At 42.2% G+C, this 20511-nt stretch carries 18 protein-coding genes; 14 read left to right on the forward strand and 4 right to left on the reverse strand.

Translation table 11 applies throughout. From position 1 onward, the window contains the following. Positions 1 to 29: 29 nt before the first annotated feature. Together meaB and CSV80_RS01300 are read left to right on the forward strand one after the other, a co-directional pair. The gene (gene meaB / locus CSV80_RS01295) at positions 30 to 1079 is read left to right on the forward strand and encodes a methylmalonyl Co-A mutase-associated GTPase MeaB (protein ID WP_099669311.1); all 1050 of its coding nucleotides are present in this window, start codon (positions 30 to 32) and stop codon (positions 1077 to 1079) included. Between the two features lie 117 nt (positions 1080 to 1196). Beyond that, entirely contained in the window at positions 1197 to 1637 is a 441-nt protein-coding gene (locus tag CSV80_RS01300) for a BrxA/BrxB family bacilliredoxin (protein ID WP_099669266.1), read from the forward strand. A 171-nt stretch (positions 1638 to 1808) separates the two neighbouring features. On the opposite strand, the gene prli42 is transcribed toward CSV80_RS01300, so the two are convergent. Then, positions 1809 to 1904: a stressosome-associated protein Prli42 gene (prli42, locus tag CSV80_RS17445; RefSeq protein ID WP_155979530.1), complete on the reverse strand. Its 96-nt coding sequence runs from the start codon at positions 1902 to 1904 to the stop codon at positions 1809 to 1811. Between the two features lie 124 nt (positions 1905 to 2028). Here prli42 and mce point away from each other — a divergent pair, with 124 nt between their 5' ends. From mce to rnz, 6 genes are all read left to right on the forward strand, one after another. After that, positions 2029 to 2436 carry a methylmalonyl-CoA epimerase gene (gene mce / locus CSV80_RS01305; protein WP_099669267.1) on the forward strand — a complete coding sequence of 136 codons (408 nt, stop codon included), beginning with the start codon at positions 2029 to 2031 and terminating at the stop codon, positions 2434 to 2436. A 3-nt stretch (positions 2437 to 2439) separates the two neighbouring features. Further along, complete coding sequence (locus CSV80_RS01310; RefSeq protein WP_099669268.1) at positions 2440 to 3987, forward strand: acyl-CoA carboxylase subunit beta; 1548 nt, start codon at positions 2440 to 2442, stop codon at positions 3985 to 3987. 18 nt (positions 3988 to 4005) lie between these two features. Then, complete coding sequence (locus tag CSV80_RS01315) at positions 4006 to 5130, forward strand: M20/M25/M40 family metallo-hydrolase (RefSeq protein ID WP_099669269.1); 1125 nt, start codon at positions 4006 to 4008, stop codon at positions 5128 to 5130. 36 nt (positions 5131 to 5166) lie between these two features. Continuing rightward, entirely contained in the window at positions 5167 to 5631 is a 465-nt protein-coding gene (locus CSV80_RS01320; RefSeq protein WP_029054587.1) for a chemotaxis protein CheW, read from the forward strand. Between the two features lie 108 nt (positions 5632 to 5739). Continuing rightward, entirely contained in the window at positions 5740 to 6930 is a 1191-nt protein-coding gene (locus CSV80_RS01325; RefSeq protein ID WP_099669270.1) for a DNA polymerase IV, read from the forward strand. Between the two features lie 16 nt (positions 6931 to 6946). After that, positions 6947 to 7894 (forward strand): ribonuclease Z, encoded by a 948-nt coding sequence (rnz, locus tag CSV80_RS01330; protein ID WP_099669271.1) that lies wholly within the window; start codon positions 6947 to 6949, stop codon positions 7892 to 7894. Positions 7895 to 7942: 48 nt separating this feature from the next. On the opposite strand, the gene proC is transcribed toward rnz, so the two are convergent. From proC to CSV80_RS01345, 3 genes are all read right to left on the reverse strand, one after another. Then, complete coding sequence (gene proC, locus CSV80_RS01335) at positions 7943 to 8752, reverse strand: pyrroline-5-carboxylate reductase (RefSeq protein ID WP_099669272.1); 810 nt, start codon at positions 8750 to 8752, stop codon at positions 7943 to 7945. Between the two features lie 307 nt (positions 8753 to 9059). Beyond that, positions 9060 to 10166 (reverse strand): TFIIB-type zinc ribbon-containing protein, encoded by a 1107-nt coding sequence (locus CSV80_RS01340; protein ID WP_099669273.1) that lies wholly within the window; start codon positions 10164 to 10166, stop codon positions 9060 to 9062. 10 nt (positions 10167 to 10176) lie between these two features. Further along, positions 10177 to 11316: an SPFH domain-containing protein gene (locus CSV80_RS01345; RefSeq protein WP_099669274.1), complete on the reverse strand. Its 1140-nt coding sequence runs from the start codon at positions 11314 to 11316 to the stop codon at positions 10177 to 10179. Positions 11317 to 11507: 191 nt separating this feature from the next. Here CSV80_RS01345 and CSV80_RS01350 point away from each other — a divergent pair, with 191 nt between their 5' ends. From CSV80_RS01350 to CSV80_RS01375, 6 genes are all read left to right on the forward strand, one after another. Further along, a complete protein-coding gene (locus CSV80_RS01350) occupies positions 11508 to 12449 on the forward strand; it encodes an MBL fold metallo-hydrolase (RefSeq protein WP_099669275.1) in 942 nt (313 codons plus the stop codon). After that, complete coding sequence (locus CSV80_RS01355) at positions 12436 to 13191, forward strand: SDR family NAD(P)-dependent oxidoreductase (protein ID WP_099669276.1); 756 nt, start codon at positions 12436 to 12438, stop codon at positions 13189 to 13191. Before CSV80_RS01350 ends, CSV80_RS01355 begins: the two co-directional genes overlap by 14 nt. A gap of 606 nt (positions 13192 to 13797) precedes the next feature. Continuing rightward, positions 13798 to 15063, forward strand: a complete 1266-nt coding sequence (locus CSV80_RS01360; RefSeq protein ID WP_158231842.1) for a YbfB/YjiJ family MFS transporter — start codon at positions 13798 to 13800, stop codon at positions 15061 to 15063. Between the two features lie 210 nt (positions 15064 to 15273). Next, positions 15274 to 17577, forward strand: a complete 2304-nt coding sequence (locus CSV80_RS01365; RefSeq protein ID WP_099669278.1) for a PAS domain-containing sensor histidine kinase — start codon at positions 15274 to 15276, stop codon at positions 17575 to 17577. A 162-nt stretch (positions 17578 to 17739) separates the two neighbouring features. Next, positions 17740 to 19419 (forward strand): hypothetical protein, encoded by a 1680-nt coding sequence (locus CSV80_RS01370; protein WP_099669279.1) that lies wholly within the window; start codon positions 17740 to 17742, stop codon positions 19417 to 19419. A gap of 300 nt (positions 19420 to 19719) precedes the next feature. Beyond that, complete coding sequence (locus CSV80_RS01375) at positions 19720 to 20511, forward strand: gluconate 2-dehydrogenase subunit 3 family protein (protein WP_099669280.1); 792 nt, start codon at positions 19720 to 19722, stop codon at positions 20509 to 20511.

The following is a 20511-nucleotide window of genomic DNA, read 5'->3' on the forward strand; positions in this document are numbered from 1 at the left end:
AAAAACAAAACGGACGAGATGAATCAGCAATGCATGTGATGCGCGGAATAGAATCCACACATGATGGATTTGTTGCCTCTTCACGTAAACGCTTTGTTAAGAAAGATCCATCTCACAAAAACTTGGATGTATTGCAACAGGAAATAGAAAATGGCTCTCGTTTGTATTTGGCACGAGGTATTACGTTGCTTGAAAGTACGAAGCCTAGCGATAAGAAGGTCGGTCAGGAAGTGTTGACTAATCTTCTGCCGAAAACGGGCAACTGTATCCGGATTGGGATTACAGGTGTGCCGGGTGCCGGAAAAAGTACATTTATTGAGGCGTTTGGTCTAATGCTTGCGGATATGGGCCATAAAGTGGCGGTGCTTGCGATTGATCCAAGTTCGACATTGACTGGTGGAAGTATCTTAGGTGACAAGACCCGTATGGAGGAGTTGGCACGGCATAAAAATGCTTTTATCCGTCCTTCTCCGTCAGCGGGAACACTTGGTGGCGTGCATAAGAAATCTCGCGAAACGATGTTACTTTGTGAAGCGGCGGGTTATGACGTCATATTGATTGAAACGGTAGGGGTTGGCCAAGGTGAAACGATTGTCCGCGGTATGGTCGATTATTTCTTATTGCTTGTGTTGACTGGCGCCGGTGACGAACTGCAAGGAATGAAAAAGGGGATCATGGAGCTGACGGATGGTGTTGTGGTGCATAAGAATGATGGTGCCAATAAGCCGCTCGTTAAAAAAACGGTGCGTGAATATACTCGAATCATGCACATGCTGCAACCTGCATCTCCCGAATGGACGTCGAGAGTACAACCGGTTTCTTCTATAGAAAAGACCGGCTTAGAAGCGGTATGGGAAACGGTTTTGGAATTTGAAAATGAAATGAAAGAAAAGAATCATTGGGACACAAGGCGTCAGCATCAGACTCGTGATTGGTTCCATTCGATGATCCGAGATCGCTTGATTGATTCATTTTTCTCGGAGCCAGGACGAAAAACGCAGGTGAAGGCACTTGAGGAAGAATTGTTAGACGGACATTTAACTGTAACAGGAGCAATTGATCGATTGTTTTCTTCTTAATTCCTGTAGGGATATGCTATGATTGAAGAGGATAGTCAAATAATGATCAGGGAAGTGTCGTAGCGGAACTGAAGAGGCTATCACAATTATAGAGTACAAGAGAGGAGATACTGTAAAATGACTATGAACTTTGATTTTTACATGAACGATATGACGAACCAAGCGAGATCCGAAATGGAAGCAAGCGGCTACAAGCAGTTGAAAACACCTGAGGACGTAGAGGAAGCATTCAAGCAACCGGGTACGACATTAGTAATGATCAACTCGGTTTGTGGATGTGCTGGCGGAATTGCACGCCCAGCAGCTGCACACGCAGTACATTACGACAAGCGTCCTGATCACTTAGTAACCGTATTTGCTGGACAAGACAAAGAAGCAACTGCACAAGCACGTATGCACTTCGGTGAAGATCACATCCCATCTTCTCCATCATTCGCTTTGCTAAAAGACGGCAAACTGATCGGTGAAGTAGGACGTTTTGAAATCGAAGGACATGACCCGATGTCAGTCGTTGTCAATCTTCAAGAACAATTTGAAGAGCACTGTGAAGAGCTTTAATAACTAAAGCGGAATGCGCCGTCTAGTCTCGACAGACGCTGGAGGGCCTGAAGCAAAAGGCCGAACTTGCCTTTTGAATCAGGACCGAAGCGATCCGAGAGACTGGCGCATGCAGCTAGAAGGTAATAAAAAACAGTTCGCATATTTTCATATGCGAACTGTCATTACAAATTATAAGAACATGCTGAGACCCATGACCATGGTAGATGCGATCATAGCGACGATCATTAAGTAAACAACTGTTTTTTGAATTTTTTTATTACTCATGCAGCAAAACTCCTTATGCGTTGGAATTGGTTTGTTTCTATTTTAACAGAAATAAGGATTTTCACAACTAGAATGGCTGTTATGTGTTCAGATAGTAGAATCGTAGTAAAAGGGGGAATGTGCTATGAACAAAGTAGATCATATAGGAATTGCTGTAAAAAGTATAGATGAATCAGTTAACTATTACATAGATACACTCGGTTTGACAGTCATCGCTATAGAAGAAGTGGCTAGCCAAGGGGTTAAAGTGGCGTTCATAGATGCGCATAATGTCAAGATCGAGTTGCTTGAACCGATGACAGAGACAAGCCCTATTGCGAAGTTTATTGAAAAACGCGGTGAAGGGGTTCACCATATCGCATTCGGTGTAACGGATATTCGTTCAAGAATGAAGGAATTGGAAGAAAAGGGCGTTCAACTACTTTCAAATGAACCAAAACCAGGTGCTGGCGGAGCAGAAGTCGCGTTCTTGCATCCCAAATCATCATATGGCGTGCTCTATGAATTATGCGAAAAGACTAAGGGGGAATAATAGATGAACATCTACGATAAAATTAATGAACTTTACGACAAGAAACGCGAAATCGAGTTGGGTGGCGGCGATGAGCGAATCATGAAACAACACGAAAAAGGTAAACTTACTGCACGTGAACGTATTGAAATTTTACTTGATGAAGGTACATTCGTAGAGTTGAATCCATTCGTTGTTCATCGTACACGTGATTTCGGTATGGACAAGCTAGAAGGACCTGGTGACGGTGTCGTAACAGGTTACGGTAAAATCCATGGTCGTCCTATCTATTTATTCTCCCAAGACTTTACGGTATTTGGCGGTGCTTTAGGTGAAATGCACGCAATGAAAATTGCCAATGTAATGGATTTGGCTGCGAAAAACGGTGCACCATTTATTGGTCTGAACGATTCAGGTGGCGCGCGTATCCAAGAAGGTGTATTGTCTCTTGATGGGTACGGGGAAATTTTCTACCGTAACGCAATCTATTCTGGAGTTATTCCACAAATCTCAGTTATCCTTGGGCCTTGTGCAGGTGGCGCGGTGTATTCACCTGCGATCACAGACTTCGTGATTATGACAGATAAAACGAGTCAGATGTTCATCACGGGACCAAAAGTTATTGAAACGGTCACAGGCGAGAAAATTACTTCTGAAGATCTGGGTGGAGCAAAAGTTCACAACACGATCAGTGGTAACGCGCATCTTCGTGGGGCAAGTGAAGAAGAAGTATTGCAAAAAACTCGCGATCTATTAACATATCTACCACAGAACAATACAGAAAAGACACCAACTCAGCCATTTGAAGAACAAGATGATTATCGCGAAGATTTGGCGGATACGGTTCCATTCGAAACAATTCGTCCATATGACGTGCGTAAAGTGTTGGAGCAAGTAGTGGATGAAGGTTCATTCTTCGAAATCCAGCCTGAATTCGCAAAGAACGCGGTAGTTGGCTATGCACGCATGAAAGGTGAAACAGTAGGATTTGTCTGTAACCAGCCGAAAGTAATGGCAGGCGGACTAGATATTAACTCTTCTGATAAAATTGCACGTTTCATCCGTACATGTGACTCATTCAATATTCCATTGATTACATTTGAAGACGTGACAGGCTTCTTCCCTGGAATCAAGCAAGAGCATGGCGGAATTATTCGTCACGGTGCGAAGATTCTGTATGCCTATTCGGAAGCAACTGTACCAAAAATCACATTGATCTTGCGTAAAGCTTTCGGTGGCGCATATGTTGCATTGAACTCTAAATCGATCGGTGCAGACTTAGTACTCGCTTGGCCGAACGCAGAAGTAGCTGTAATGGGTGCTGAAGGTGCGGCGAACATTATCTTCGCACGTGATATTGCAAATAGTGAAGATCCAGAAGCAACTCGTACTGCGAAAATCGAAGAATACCGTGAAAAGTTTGCGAATCCATATGTTGCAGCTTCACACGGCATGATCGACGATGTAATCGATCCACGCGAAACACGTATCAAATTGCTTCAAGGACTTGAAATGATGCGCAATAAGCACGAAGATCGTCCAAAGAAAAAGCACGGCAACATACCTCTATAACTAAAGGAGTCTTACATCTTGAATACACAACGATTACTCCAAGAATTTTTGGAGTTAGTAAAAATTGATTCTGAAACTAAAAACGAACGAAACATTGCAGATATTTTGACGAAGAAACTGCAAGCATTGGGCTTTGACGTAACAGAAGATGACACAGCGGAAAAGACAGGTCACGGCGCGGGCAATTTGATTGCCAACTTGCCGAGTACAGTGGCTGACGCGGATCCGATATTCTTCACATGTCATATGGATACAGTAGTGCCAGGGAAATCTATTCAGCCAATCGTCAAAGAAGACGGCTATGTCTACAGTGACGGTACGACGATTTTAGGTGCCGACGACAAAGCAGGCATTGCCGCTCTACTGGAAATGGCCAAAGTGATCCAAGAGTCAGACAAACCACATGGTCCGATTCAATTCATTATTACAGCGGGTGAGGAAAGTGGATTAGTAGGCGCGAAAGCGATGAATCCGGACTACTTACACGCAAAATATGGTTTTGCGATCGACAGCGACGGCGAGGTAGGCGGCATTGTTACAGCTGCTCCTTACCAGTCGAAATTAAGGACGACGATCTACGGAAAAACAGCGCATGCTGGCGTTGCCCCTGAAAAAGGAATTTCTGCGATTTCACTCGCTGCTAAATCTATTGCGGGCATGAAGCTTGGCCGTATAGATGAAGAGACAACTGCGAATATCGGTCGTTTTGAAGGTGGAAAAGCAACGAATATCGTTTGTGAAGAGGCTTTCATTTTATCGGAAGTTCGTTCGATTAATCCTGATAAAATGAAGAATCAAATCGACTTAATGGTCGAGAAATTCGCAACGACTTCTGAAGCTTTAGGCGGCAAAGCTGAAACTACTACACAACTTATGTATCCTGGTTTCTCAATTGGGGATGACGAAGAAGTCGTGCAAGTGGCGATGAAGTCCATCCGCAACGTAGGACGTGAACCGAAGATCATGACGAGTGGCGGTGGAAGTGATGGCAACGTCTTCAACGGTATGGGAGTCCCTACTGTGACATTGTCTGTTGGTTATGAAGAGATTCATACGAAGAATGAACGTATGCCGGTGAAAGAGTTGGAAAAGCTGACGGAATTAGTACTTGAGATTGTCGGTCAAGCAATCCGCGCGGTGTAACAGTCTCAACAAACAGCCTTGAAAGAAGGTGCAACTATGCAAACTGTGATTGTACGGACGGGCAATGAAGAATATGCGCTTCCAGTGGAATCGGTAATATCCATCGAGAAACTGGAGTACGTCACACCGATTCCTCATCTTCCTTCGTATTTACTCGGACTGATGAAATCGCGTGGCGAACTGGTTCCTATTCTAGATTTAAGTCAGATCCTGTATCATCAGGCGACCCCACGGGATAATGATACGCACGTAGTGGTTGTGAAAACGGATCAGTTGGAAGTCGGTTTATTAGTGCTAGATGCAAGAGAGATCCTCGAATTGCCAGAAGATCGGTTAACGTCTACTGCATTAAAAGCGTATTCCAAGACGCCTTACTTTGTAACAGTAGCGAATCTAGATGATCGTGTAGTGACGGTTATTGATCCAAATATTATGGCGGATTCCCTCCATGGCATGGATGAAATCTCCAGTTATATGAAAGAGCAGCACCAATCAAATTAGTAGGCAAAAAGAACATACATTTGATAAAATGGAAAGAGTGGCAGACTGAAGTCGGTTTGCCGCTTTTTCCTATTACATAATTATTTCCCAGGAAAGAAAGGTGTTTACATGACGGATCTGACAATCGCTAATCCACGGGTCATTATGCATCTTGATATGAACAGCTTCTTTGCCTCTGTTGAACAGGCTGCGAATCCTGAATTAAAAGGAATACCCCTAGCGGTCGCTGGCAACCCGAAAGAACGCAGAGGAATTCTCGTGACCTGTTCATATGAGGCAAGGGCATTCGGTGTCTACACGACTATGACCGTAGGAGAAGCTAAACGACTCTGTCCAAATTTAACGATCGTTCCGCCACGGCATGAACTATACCGGCAAATGTCCGATTCAGTATTTGATATTTTACGAAGTTATACAGAATGGGTCGAACCTGTTTCAATCGATGAAGCGTATATCGATACGACGGAGATTGGCGGATTGACACGTGCGTATGATTTGGCTCAGGAAATCCAGATGCGTATTTTAGCAGAACTCGATCTGCCATGTTCAATAGGAATTGCACCGAATAAATTTCTTGCGAAAACAGCGTCTGATATGAAAAAGCCGATGGGTATCACCATTTTACGTAAACGCGAAGTGCCGAAAATGCTGTGGCCGTTGCCAGTCATTGACATGCACGGCATAGGCAAACGAACGGAAGAAAAATTGCATAGCGCAGATATTAAAACGATGGGTGATTTGGCCACTGCTGAAAAAATCACGTTGGAAGCGCTACTTGGCAAAAATGGTTTGCGCCTTAAACAACGGGCAAACGGAATGGATACACGGCCAGTTGATCCTGAAAGTGCAGACGAACGTAAAAGTATTGGCAGTTCCACTACATTGCCTGTTGATCTAACAGAACTCGATGATTGTGTTCCGATTTTTGAACGGCTCGCGAAAAAGGTAGCTGCACGACTGGAAACGAAACTGCTGGCCGGCATGACAATTAGCATTCAAATTCGTTATGCTGACTGGCAAAACACGACGAGAAGCAGAACACTTCAACAAGCGATTTATCTTGAGGAAGATATTACGAAAGTAGCTCTTCAATTATTCCAGCAACACTGGAACCATGAGCCAATCCGCTTGCTAGGTATCACGGCGGCCAACGTCATCGAACGATCTGAAATGGTGAAGCAACTTACATTCGATAATTTTGAGCAACAGGAAAAAGAATATGAAATGGATCAGTTAATGTCGAGTCTGACACAGCGTTTCGGAGATGGTATTATTAAAAAAGGATGTACGAAGAAATAGCAAGGAGGCAAAGAATGTGGATATAGAATTTCTTGGCACAGGCGCAGGGATGCCGTCAAAACAGCGCAATACGTCAGCGCTCGTTTTAGATTTGACAGACGAGAATAAGGAAAACTGGTTATTCGATTGCGGTGAAGCAACACAGCATCAATTGCTACACAGTGCTATCAAGCCGAAGAAGATTACAAAAATCTTTATCACCCATTTGCATGGCGATCATATTTTCGGATTACCCGGCTTCCTCAGCTCACGGGCATTTTTAGGCGGAGATGATTCCGTTGATCTGTACGGTCCTGCCGGTTTGAAAGAATGGTTGCAGCTTACGTATAAAGTGACGGGAACGTACTTGCCCTACAAGTTGAACGTGCATGAAGTCCATGAAGGGTTAATTCTTGAAACGGATGAATTCAAAGTCTATGCAAAAGAAGTCCAACATGTCATTCAAAGTTTCGGCTTCCGTATTGAACAAAAAGAATTGCCAGGGACGTTATTGATCGACAAAGCAATAGAGCAAGGCGTTCCAAAAGGTCCTATGTTGCAGCGTTTGAAAGACGGTTTTGACGTGGAGCTTGAGAACGGGCAGACAGTATACAGCCAAGACGTGACGACAGATAAGAAAAAAGGTTTTGTGATTGCCATCATCGGAGATACTTCATATTGCCAGGCTTCGGTTGAACTGGCACAAGACGTCGATATTTTGATTCACGAAGCGACGTTTACGAATGAATATGCAGCAGGTGCAAAGGAATTCGGTCATTCAACGATTGTTGAAGCGGCAACCGTCGCAAAGGAAGCCAATGCGAAAAACCTCATTGCGAACCATATTAGCGCACGTTTCATGCCAGGCGAAATGCCAGCTTTCTTAGCAGAAGGTACCGACGTATTCGATGCGATTTCGATTGCAGATGATTTCGCGCGTTTTCAATGGAAACACGGACAATTGATTAAGCTACAAAAAAACTAAGCATCCAGATGGGCTCACTCTTGAAGGGGACCAATGGATGCTTAGTTTTTATTTTGACGAACCTAGTTGACGTGAACGGTTTTCCGCACTGATCAAGCAGTCCGAAATAATGGTCTTGAAGTTGTGGTCTTCTAGTGATCGCAAACCCGCTGCTGTTGTACCGCCAGGGCTCGTAACATTTTCTCGCAATAAACTCGGCTCTTCGCCAGTCTTCTTCAACATGGACGCAGCACCGTAAATCGTTTGGACGATCAATTCACGTGCATCCACCGCATCTAGACCTTGCGCTACCGCTGCTTCTTCCATCGCTTCTACCAAATAGTAGATATACGCAGGACCGCTACCAGAAAGGGCGGTTACGGCATGTAAATCATCTTCTTCGACGACTTTGACGATACCAATTGCATTCAGCAAGCTTAAGATCGATTGCTGCATTCTTTCTGAAACTGCATCATTAAATGCGATCCCGCTTGCTGATTTTCCAATTGTCGCCGACGTATTCGGCATTGAGCGTGCTATCGGACGTTTGCCTAGACCTTTTTCGAATGTATTGATGGAAATGCCTGCAATGACGGAGAGAACCGTCGTATCTTCCCCGAGGTAAGGTGCAATATCCTCCATCACTTTCTCTACATCTTTCGGCTTCGTCGCGAGTACAACCAAGTCCACTTTTTTAATGAAATCTCGGTCTTCGCATACTTTCGTAATGCCATAACGCGCCTCCAGTTCATCTAAACGTTCGGTATCTGAACGATTCATCACATAGACATTGTCTTCATATATAACTCGTTTATTGACAATCCCCGCAATAATTGCTTCTGCCATTTGTCCGGCGCCTACAAATAAAATCTTTTCCATGTCTTACATCCTCCCCAAAATAAAAAAGCGCTCCCGTCCTGTGTTTCAGGACGAAAACGCTTGGTTTCCGCGGTGCCACCTAAATTTGCTGTTTGAGACAGCACAACTTCAAGTCTCCTTTATCGCAGAAGGTACGGTCGTGTTTCCACGACAGCTCGAAAGGAGGTTCGAAGGGGAGTGGGATACATGACTTGCAGCCTCGGCCATGCTCTCTTCTATCCGTCACCCGTCTACTGATCTTCCTCAATGCCCGTTCCATACTATTTTCATGATTATGTCATGTACTCAATGAAATGTCAAATTGTCGTTAGCTGCCGATGAACAAGTAAATGATGAACAAAATGACCACAATCGAGATAACCAACGAAACGATCTTTACCACACTCACGGGATAATTTCCAGACACTTTTCCCGTTTGGCCATTGACTACGAATTGATAGATTTTTTCCTTGAAATGAAACGAGGAAATCCAAATCGGCAATAAAATATGTTTATATGTAATATCCGTATAATCTGTCGAGACGTTAACGACCTGTACGATATCTCCGGCTACGCTGCTCTCGATCCCGTTGACAATTCTTCTAGTCATGATGTCCTTGGCTTGCGTAAATCCATGTTGTAATGAAACAGAATAACGCTCAGCAAGAAAACCGGACATGTATTCCACTTTATAATCGGTAAGACCTGTTAATTGGAAAGGCTGTACTTTCTGCAATAGTTTCGATTCTACTGTACTAGACGCCTTAATTAAAATGTCATCAAAGAATTCACGATAATTACCGCTTTCCTGATGAAAGCGGATTTTTTGCACTTGCTCGGTCACTTGTCTAGCCTTACCGTCCTCATAGACCGTCCGTGTTTCGGTAACATAGTAGTAATTTCCGACACTCACGACATACTGTGACTGTGTCTGACTGTCATACGTCCAGTATGGCAAATAAGCGCCGGATATTTTATTCATTCGATATGTTTTCTTCAATGTATTCGGTGCGAAGAAATGCCCTTTGATCCAGTCTTTAAACTTCGCCTGTGCCTGTTCCTCGGAGACTTGAAACGGAATTAATAACCCCGGTTGGATCCCGGCATCGTGATTCGTGACGGATATGTGAGAAGATCCGCAAAACGAACAGAAATCCGCCACGATATGTGCGTCCAGTACCGATTCCGCCCCGCAGTTATCACAGGAGAAAACCCGTTTCTCTTCATTCCATACATGTTGAAGATTATTTCCTGCCTCATTGAACTCCAGTTCTACATGATGTTCAAACGTTGCTTCAATTGGCATTTCATGACTACAAAAAGGACATTTCAAGCCGCGGCTTTCTGGATTATATTCCGTATTTCCGCCACAAGAAGGGCATTTAATGTTCTCAGTATCTTCTACGACAGTGTGTTGTTCATCAAATGAAGTCAACGTCCATCCCTCACTTTTCGTCTAACGTCTCACCACATTCTGCGCAGAATTTTGCACCCGGCAGATTGGCGTGTGAGCAAGCAGGACAAGTTTTTTCTGTAACCTGAGATGTACCACAGCTGCTACAGAACTTCGCGTCTTTTGGAATCATGGTCTCACACTTAACGCATGGTACTTTATCGGTTTCAACGGATTTTCCGCACTGGCCACAGAACTTGGCATCGGCGTTGATCGTTGCCTGACAATGCGGACAGGATTTCGTCGAGGCTTGTGCGGGAGGCTGCTGCGTTTGGTTTTGATTCATCGCATTTGCCATAACCTGCCCCATGCCCATACCAGCTCCCATGCCGACACCTGCGCCCGCCATGCCGCCTTCATTCTGCGCAGCATCACGCATCGCTTCAGCGGCCTGATATTGCTGATACTGTTGCATATTGCCGAGCACACCCATAGATGTACGCTTATCCATCGCTTCTTCGACTTCTTTTGGTAGTGAAAGGTTCTCGATATAAAGTGATGTGATCTCGAAACCGAATGCTGCGAAACGAGAGATCATCTTCTCTTTGCCTTGTTCGCTTAATTCGTCGTAATGCATGGACAAATCAAGCGCGGGTATTTGAGACTCTGCGAATAAATCGGATAATCCCGAAATGATCATTTTCTTTAAATGACCTTCCACAGAATTTGTATCATACGAACTGTTCGTTCCAAATAGCTCGCGCAAGAACACGGTAGGATCTGATACGCGATACGAATAAATTCCATACCCACGAAGACGAATCATACCAAAGTCTGGATCACGCATCATAATAGGATTCGATGTGCCCCATTTTTGATTGATAAACTGCTTCGTATTAATAAAATATACTTCCGCTTTAAAGGGTGAGTTAAAGCCGTACTTCCATGACTTCAACTTCGTTAGAATGGGCATATTCTGCGTGTATAAAATATGACGTCCTGGACCAAATACGTCCGCGATTTCCCCTTCATTGACGAAGACCGCGACTTGCGATTCTCGGACTGTCAGCTCCGCTCCCATTTTAATTTCACTATTATGCACGGGGAACTGATAGACTAATGTATTAGCGTCCTGTGCTTGCCACTCGATTACTTCAATAAATTGGTTTTTGAACATATTAAAAAATCCCATTGTGATCCCTCCAACTCGACATCATTATGCAAATCATGCGATTTATTGTAGTATACCATACGAAGAATAGACAAAATGGTTTCACTTTGTGCGAAATAACTTTCGGTAAATGAACAATCAAGACGTGACGCACATGGAAATAAAGAGTACAATAGACTGAACAGTCATTCATTTTATAGGGGGAACAGTAGATGATCACAAAAATTATTACACCTACGCCGTTTGCGGTAGGTGACGTGAACTGCTTTTTACTAAAAGGCGACACACTAACTTTGGTAGACGCGGCAACGAAAACGCCAGAAGCGCGAGAAGTGTTGCAGATGAAATTAAAAGAAATGGGCTATACATTCAATGATATTGAGCAAGTATTCGTCACGCATCACCATCCCGATCATTGCGGATTAGTCGAGATGTTTGACCGCGCGGAAATCCTCGGTCATCCGTATTTAAACTACTGGCTTACACGCGATACCGAGTTTTTGGATCGCCATGACCGTTTCTATGAACAATCATTAATAGAAGAAGGCGTACCGGAGCAATATTTGAAATGGGTTAAACGTTTCCGTCGATCAGTCGATTTAATGGGGGGACGTCCCGTCGATCGCATGATGAATGAAGGTGACGACTTGCCGGGTCATCCAGGCTGGAAAATCCAAGAGTCTCTAGGTCACGCACAAAGTCATTTATCATTGTTCAATGAACAAGAAGGCATTCTAATCGGTGGTGATTTATTGCTTGAGAAAGTGTCATCCAATCCATTGATCGAGCCGCCTTTTAAGAAAGAACAAGGACGTCCGAAGTCACTGCTTCAATACAATGCTTCACTGGAACGGTTATTGGATTTACCCGTGTCACTCGTCTATGGAGGCCATGGTGGAGAGATTACGAATGCACATGAGCTCATAACGGAACGCTTAGCAAAGCAACGCGACCGCGCCATGAAAGTTCTCGCGATGCTAGATGAATCGAAAACGGTCTTTGACGTAACGAAGCGATTGTTCCCAGCAGTCTATGAAAAAGAGTTGGGATTGACGCTGTCTGAAACAATCGGGCAGCTAGATTATCTAGTGGCGGCAGAATTAATCTCAGAAACGGTCGATTCAGCAGGAGTTCATCACTATGTCCGCATCTAAAACCGTGCTGATTACGGGAGCGACGAGTGGGATTGGGTTTGAACTAGCGAAGCGCTTGGCGGTGTTGAACGAGTATCGTGTCATCGCAACAGGACGCAATGCAAAGGCATTAGAAGAGTTACGCGTACTTGGCGTAGAAGGATACTGTGCCGATTTGCGAGATACGAAGCAGCTCGATTGGCTGGTATCTTGTATTGGAACACCGGATCTCATCGTATTTTCCGCTGGAGTAGGGAAGTTCCATCTAGCACATGAGACGACCGATGAAGACACGTCCGCGATGCTCGAGACGAATGTACTCGTGCCTATGCAACTAACTGCGCGTGTAGTCCCTGCAATGATTGAGCGCAAGCACGGTCATCTAGTCTATATCGGTTCACAAGCAGGAAAGGTAGCCACACCGAAAACGTCAGTCTATGCCGCAACAAAACACGCACTGATTGGCTATACAAACGCCGTGCGTATGGAAGTCGCACCTTACGACGTCGACGTATCCGTCATCCATCCAGGACCGATCGATACACCATTTATAGAGCTAGCAGACGTCACCGGCGGCTACAAACAAGCAATGGGCAGCCAGTTACTGTCGGTAGACACAGTCGTACGCGCTGTTATGGAAACCATCGAGCGACCTAGACGTGAAGTAAACTTGCCAAAAATCACAGGTCTGACAAGCAGACTATATGCATTGGCACCTAGTGTAGTAGAAACCATCGGGAAGCCGTTTTTCTATAAAAAGTAAAGAGATACTAAAGCGCTGTTGCTAGAAGTCGTAACGATCCGACTTGTGGCGGCAGCGTTTTTTTGAAATGGGGGAGTAAAAGTAGATGATATTACCGGAACCACTATAAAGCTGGTGGATGGCCCTTGCGTTTGGTTAGTGGGTTTTCTTTACACGTAACATTAAATAGTAGAATAAACTAGTTGATCTTCGTTACAGGCGGCGAGTGCAAAGATGTGCTCCTAACGCTTCGCTTTTACTCGCAAAAGCCGTTCTTCGTGACGGCTCTTCCAGCGGGAACAGCGCGAGCTGAAAGCCCCGCAGGAACGAAGTGACGAGGAGATTGAAGCCGTGCCTGCGGAACGCAGATCAACGGTGCCATCCCACTTGCTTTCCATATCGACTCTTCGATAATATTATTATGTAAACTAGAATGAATTTTATTATAAAGAAGTTGGAATATTCTATCATGAATGCTATAGTGTAAATGTTAGAGTTCACACATTAGACATAAGTTAACCACCTCAGAAATGTTGCCAAACCTACTATGATTAAACACCCTGACGCAACTCTGAGTAAATATCTTCACTAGAAATTTTACAATGAATGAAAAAGGGTGGGATCCGTATGCTAGCTAAGGAACACGAACGAAACATTTGGAAATACGCATTTGCAAGCGTCGCCGTCACTGTCAGTTCTCTCGGATTTGGACGGATGTCGTATGGAATCATTATGCCTTTCATGAAAGAAAACCTAGCCATGTCCTATAAACAAGCAGGACTGCTCGCAACGACGGTGTCAATTGGCTATTTGTTGATGGTGATATTTGTTGGATTGCTTGTGACTAAATACGGCGCGAAAAAGCTCGTGATTTTTGGAACAGGTCTCGTTTCATTCGGACTATTTATGCTTTCATTCGTCGCTGGTTATGGCTGGACACTTTTCGCCATGCTGCTCCTCGGAATAGGAACTGCTTTCACCTATACGCCGCTCATCACCATACTCGTCGGTTGGTTTCCGAGGAAGCGCGGCATGCTTATCGGATTTCTCGTTAGTGGCATGGGGTTAGGAACACTCATTTCAAGCGCGTTAATTCCGTTCTTCACCACATGGTTCGGCGATATGGGTTGGCGCTATCTATGGTTCTTCTATGGTGCTGTGTCGATTGTTTCAATAATAATTGCGATGATTATTTTACGTGACCCGCCGATCCCATTACTGCCAAAGGAAACCCAGAAACGCTCATTTTGGACGAAAGTATACGTAAATAAACGCGTGCTTCGTGTCGCATTCATTTACGGACTCGTTGGATTTGCTTATTTGGTCCCGCAAAGCTTCTTGTTCAGCTATATTCTCGAAGTGGGACTTACGAAATTTCAAGCGGGGCAGATCATGGCGATTAGCGGTATCATGACGATTTTTAGTGGTCCGTTATGGGGTGGAGTATCTGACCGGATCGGAAGAAAATCTGCGTTGCTAGCGACACTCGGGATTGGTGCAGTATCCCTCATTATTCCTGTGATTTTCCCAGTGTATAGTGGACTTATCGTCAGTCAATTCCTATGGGGTACGACAATTGTCGGGATGCTGTCGCTCTGCCAAGCGTTGTCTACGGAACAAGTGCATCCGACGTACGCACCGGTTGCACTAGGCTATGTAACGTTCTTCTTTGCAGCAGGACAGTTGCTCGGACCGGGCATCGGTGGCTGGATCATCGACCGTTTCGAGCAAATTCCACTCGCGCTAATTATGTGCAGTGTCCTACTCGCTTTGGCGTTCTTGCTGACGATTCGAATGAACGCGCATGCGGTGGATGTGGATGTGACGGAGTTGGAAGCGAAGCCTATGTTGGCTACTTTTTGTAAGAAAGAAACTTCTGCTAAGGAAGTATAAAAGAGCATTGCTTTAGTAATGTGTATTTTCTAATAAAGTACGTGAGCCTGACAACAGCAAATTTGTAAAAATAAAAGGTATCAGCATCCCACAGATGAAGGGATCTGGTACCTTTTCATCTCGTTTAATGGTATAATAAGTAAACTTAATTTGAATACTTCGAACCATTACCAAATAGCAGTAAAGTATAAAACATGGAGGTGAGAGATTATGAAAAATGACGTAGAGAGAGTAGCTAAAAACCCACATCTATATACTAAAGACAATATAATTCATTACGTGAGCAATGGGTTCCTGGAATTAACTGGATATGAAGAGTGTGATGTATTAGGAAAATCCCTTATTGATATAGATGCATTATTACGATCTGAACACCAAATATCTATTCAGGATATTAAAGTGACAGATTATTTATATATTTTCACTAGTAATAATTTGCCAATGGAAGTTGAAATAAGTATTGAAATCGTAAATAATGGAGACGTTAAAGTCTATTACTTTAAAGAGATGAAAGATTCAGCATTAAAATTTACATTAGATAACTTTGTTTGTACTGATACTTATAAAAACGGATCTGTAGCAATATTTAGCTATCCGGATGGTATTCTTCTACAACATGATGAGAACTATATTCATACATTGTCCTTAATGAACATGATTTCGGAAAATCCACTAGGTAAACATCCTTCATTTTCGAATAATATTTTAGAGTTATTAAAACAAGGCACTTCTTTCCATGAATTTGAGGTGGAATCAAAAGGTTCTAATGGAGTAGCGACTTATTGGGATATAAATGTAAAAATGATATGTGGAGATAAAAACAACAAGTATGTACTATTTTCTATTTACCATGTGACAGACATCACCCGTGAAAGAAAACGTACTACTAAACAAAGATGCGAAATGGAACTACTAGATAGCAATACACCAAATATTGCAAGTACTATAGATACAGTAGACAATATGTCAAATATTATAAATGGCATAGATATGGACGGACGACATATCTATATAAATAAAGTCGGCAGTCAAAACCTATCACAACATATCCCACAGCATGTTCCGGATATACACTCAGTAACTAGTGAAATAGCATATAACTCTTTTGAAATGAACGATGTTAATGGGAATAAAATACTCTTTGAAGATACTGCCAATCAAAGGATAGTACGTGGAGAAAAGCTTATTGATCATACGGGAATTGTAAAAAGTGAATTTCTCACTACTTATTTTGGATGTGATCGAACGCCTAATTATAATGAGCAAGGGAATGTAGACTGTGGTATTCTAAATTATAAAAATATAGAAAAAATTTATAAGACTGAAGAATATAAAGCCTTGCAGGAAAATGTAGAAGATATTTCACTTTATTATGCGTCATTCTCTCACAAAGACTTCAAAATAACATATATTAATGACTATGCATTTGAAATATTTAAAAAAGAAATACCCGATGTACATACAGAATTAGATGTGATCGGGAAAAGTTTTTTTGGCTTTTATAAGACTTTAGATGTAGATGAATTGATTAAAGAAATCTATAAATCTATTGAAAACAAATCCTCGTATACACATAAACTTAGTTTTTGTGTAGATGGGACTACTCACTATACAAAAACCATTTTTCAACCTATGTTCAATCAAAATAATGAAGTAGAAAAGATTATTGCCTTGGGGTTAGATATTTCCGATGAAGAATTAGCTAACAAAAGAATGGAAAAACTTCTTACAGCCCAAGAAGAATTATTCATCAACACATCTCACGAACTAAAGACACCATTAAGTGTAATATTTAGTGGAGCTCAATTATTGAATTTATATTTGGAAAATGATTCTCTGGAAGATTGTAGAGACGATATTTTTAATATTAATAAAACAATAATAGGGAATTGTTATAGACTAATCAAACTCATAAATAATATATTAGATATTTCAAAAATAGAATCGGGACTAAATGAATTATACTTAGGCAATTACAATATTGTGGAGATCATAGATAGTATTGTACAATCAGTTTCAGAATACACCAAGTCTAAAGATATTCAAATTATATTTGACCCAGATGTGGAGGAACTATTAATAGCATTGGATGTGTATAAATTTGATAGAATTTTACTCAATCTTATTTCGAATGCAATAAAATTCTCTATAACGGGTAAAGTTATATTTATACAGCTAGAGGTAACAGATCATCAAACAGTAAGAATTTCTGTAACTGACGAAGGTATAGGTATAGCTCCGGAGAGTATGGGCTCTATCTTCGGAAAGTTTATACAATTAAACAGGAATTTAAATCGTATATCTGAAGGCACTGGGCTTGGTTTACCCTTAGCTAAGTCTATGGCTGAACTTCATGGAGGGAGTCTAACCGTAGAAAGCATTCTCGACAAAGGGAGTACATTTACTATTGAACTTCCTATTAAGACAATAGATACTACAAATAGTAACCAAGAAGATACGACTGACATTGATCGAGTTGAGATAATAAAATATGAATTCTCAGATATATATTAAAAATGAGTGCCTATGTGAGAAACTTACGTGAATGTATAAACATCCATGAAAGTTTCGTGCATAGGTACTTTTTTACAATTTCAATAAATATGAAACGATTTCCTACTTTATCCGTATACGTAGTAGGAAGCAAAATCTAGTAACCGGAAAAGAGTGTTGGATATGTTGAGTTTACTACTGTTTTCATTACTTGTAGGGGTCGTGGCGAGTGCGATTATCGTTCCATTCCTCTCTGTAAATAACAAAAAAGAACCATTGTCTTTTAACCGCTGGGTCGCTTTTGGGTCACTGACGGTGATCAGTTCGATTGGCGTATTCATATTTTATTACGTGACGAATTTAGATCGCAACTGGACCTCGCTGTGGGCATTGCTACTGATCGTTGCTATTTTAGGGGCAGTTGTTTCCCAAGGTATAGAGCGTAAAGTCAAAATGGTCGTATCGTTGGCAGCGTTACTCGTTGGAGTGTATGTCTTAAGTGCACCTCTTTTCAACGCAAATAAAAAGTATGAAACGGTTGCGATGACGCAAAAAGTGGAAATTACTGCGTTTGATGAAACGAAAACGCCAGCGAGTGTACCACCAAAGTTTGCACGCAATAAAATGAAAAAAGCATTTGGTCAAGTACCGGATACGAGTTATTATGAACTGGGGCATTTACAAATTCAAAAAGTGAATGACGAATTTGTCTATATTGCACCTGTTGAGTTTTCAGGTTTTTTCAAATGGTTTAACGGGAAAACGACACCTGGATACTTCACGATGAGTGCAACGGATTCATCGGATAATCCGAAATTCATTAAAACGGAAATGGCCTATACGACGTCTTCTTACTTCCATAAAAAAGTGTATCGTAAAATGCGTATGGAAATGCCGGATTTGATTTTTTACGGAGATGTTCAATTAGAAATTGATGATGAAGGGAAGCCGCATTATATTCGCACGTATGGAGAATTCATTTCGGCACGTAACGGATTTAACGCCAAAGGAATTGTCATGTTGGATCCTGAAACAGGTGCTACGAAGAAATATGCGTTAAAAGATGTTCCAGAATTTATTAATGGAGCAGTTTCACCTGAAGCGGTAAGTCTTCAAAATAGCTATTTCGGGAATTATATTCATGGTTTTTGGAATTCACTTGTTGGGAAAAAAGATGTGAAGATCCCTTCAGATGAAGGGACAGAAGCAAATGTTAGCCCGATCTTTGATGCGGAAGGACATATGTATTACTTCACTGATTTCACCAGTCCGAAAGAAGGCGTGGATTCCATGCTTGGCTATGCGTTAACAGATGGTCGAACAGGGAAAGCTACGTATTATACGGGGGATTTGGAAGAGTCGTACATGGATTCACAAGGTGCGCTCCAGATTATTGAAAAGAAGTTTATCGAAAAGAAATGGAATGGTGAAATGCCTGTCTTGTATAACTTCTACGGTGAAGCAAGCTGGTTGACACCGGTACTCGATTCGAATGGATTCTTACAAAATTACTTCATTGTTTCCGCTGCGAATCCTGAGATCTCGGTGTTTGCAAATTCACCAAACGAAGCGTTGAAATTGTATAAGACAGCACTTCAACGTGGTGGTAGTACAGTCGATGGAAGTTCTGATGCAGAAGAAGCGAAAGCGACGATTACAGCCATGCGCGTGTTTAAAGAACGCGTCGGTGATTTTACACTCGTTTCAATCTTAGCAAAAGATGGTCGAAACTTCCTTGTTTCATCAGAAGTCGAGCCTCTTTCGATTTATGTGGAAGAAGGCGATCAGCTGGCAGTGACGTATTTGGAAACGGGTGAGTTATTCCTACCTGTGAAGGAATTGGTTAATAAAAGTGTGAAATAATTGAGTGTGAAATAGCCTGACAGCGCATTCGCGTTGTCAGGCTATTTTTATAAATTATTTATTTACTTATACTTATAAGACTATTATATATCTATATTATCGAAAGAATAAATATATTCATACATAACGTATTGAATAGCAAAATGAACTGTGGTAAAGTCGGGATACTATGGTGAAATTGCTAATATTTTGGCGATAAAGGTAGTCTGTAATTGGGTAGGAATGAATTAACAATTAAGCGCAACGCATTAAAGCAACGGATACTAATAGTTACTAACTTTCGTGTATAGGAGTGATTAAATGGCTGATAACAATAACCCAAAAACAGAAAGTCATGATCCAGGGCGTAGAAACTTTCTGAAAAACACCGGTCTAGTTGTAGGTGGCGTAGCAGGTGGATCTTTACTAGGTGGTTTATTTACGAATCAGATGAAATCAGATGACGGAAAAAAAGGAATGAATGAAGAAACGGCCAAAGTGGATCCGTCCCATGCACGGGTGTTTTTCGGGCGCTTTGAAGACTTTATCGTGCTAGCAACGGCTACAGAATTGATTTTCCCTGAAGACGACAACGGCCCGGGGGCTATCGGGTTAGATGTACCGTATTTTATCGATAAACAACTTGCGGGGACTTGGGGCATAAATGGCGACGACTATCGCCAAGCGCCTTTTACCAATCTCGAAGGTTTGAAGAAGATCGAGAAGGCTGATGAAAAAGTGAATCATTCACGGGCGAACCGAGGGAAAATTTTCTTGGAAGGTTTACGCTTGATGAATGCAGAAAGTATGAAGCGGTTTGATGCTTCTTTTGACCAGGCTACTGAAGAGCAACAACATGAAATCATGGGTGATCTTGCAGCGGGTAAGCTCGACATGAAATCTATTCCTTCAGATGCGTTCTTTGCACTACTCAAGCAAGCAACATTAGAAGGCGCGTTTTCAGATCCTTTATATGGTGGCAATAAAAACATGGACGGTTGGCGTATGAAAGAATTTGCTGGTGCTCGACCTTCTTATGCAGACGTCATTGAAAGTGAAGAATTTGTTAAACTAGATCCAATTAGTTTGACGGACTATCAAAGAAAGAAATAA

Origin of the sequence: Sporosarcina sp. P12(2017) (assembly GCF_002743035.1) — a bacterium.
In the GTDB taxonomy this organism is placed as follows: Bacteria; Bacillota; Bacilli; order Bacillales_A; family Planococcaceae; genus Sporosarcina; species Sporosarcina ureae.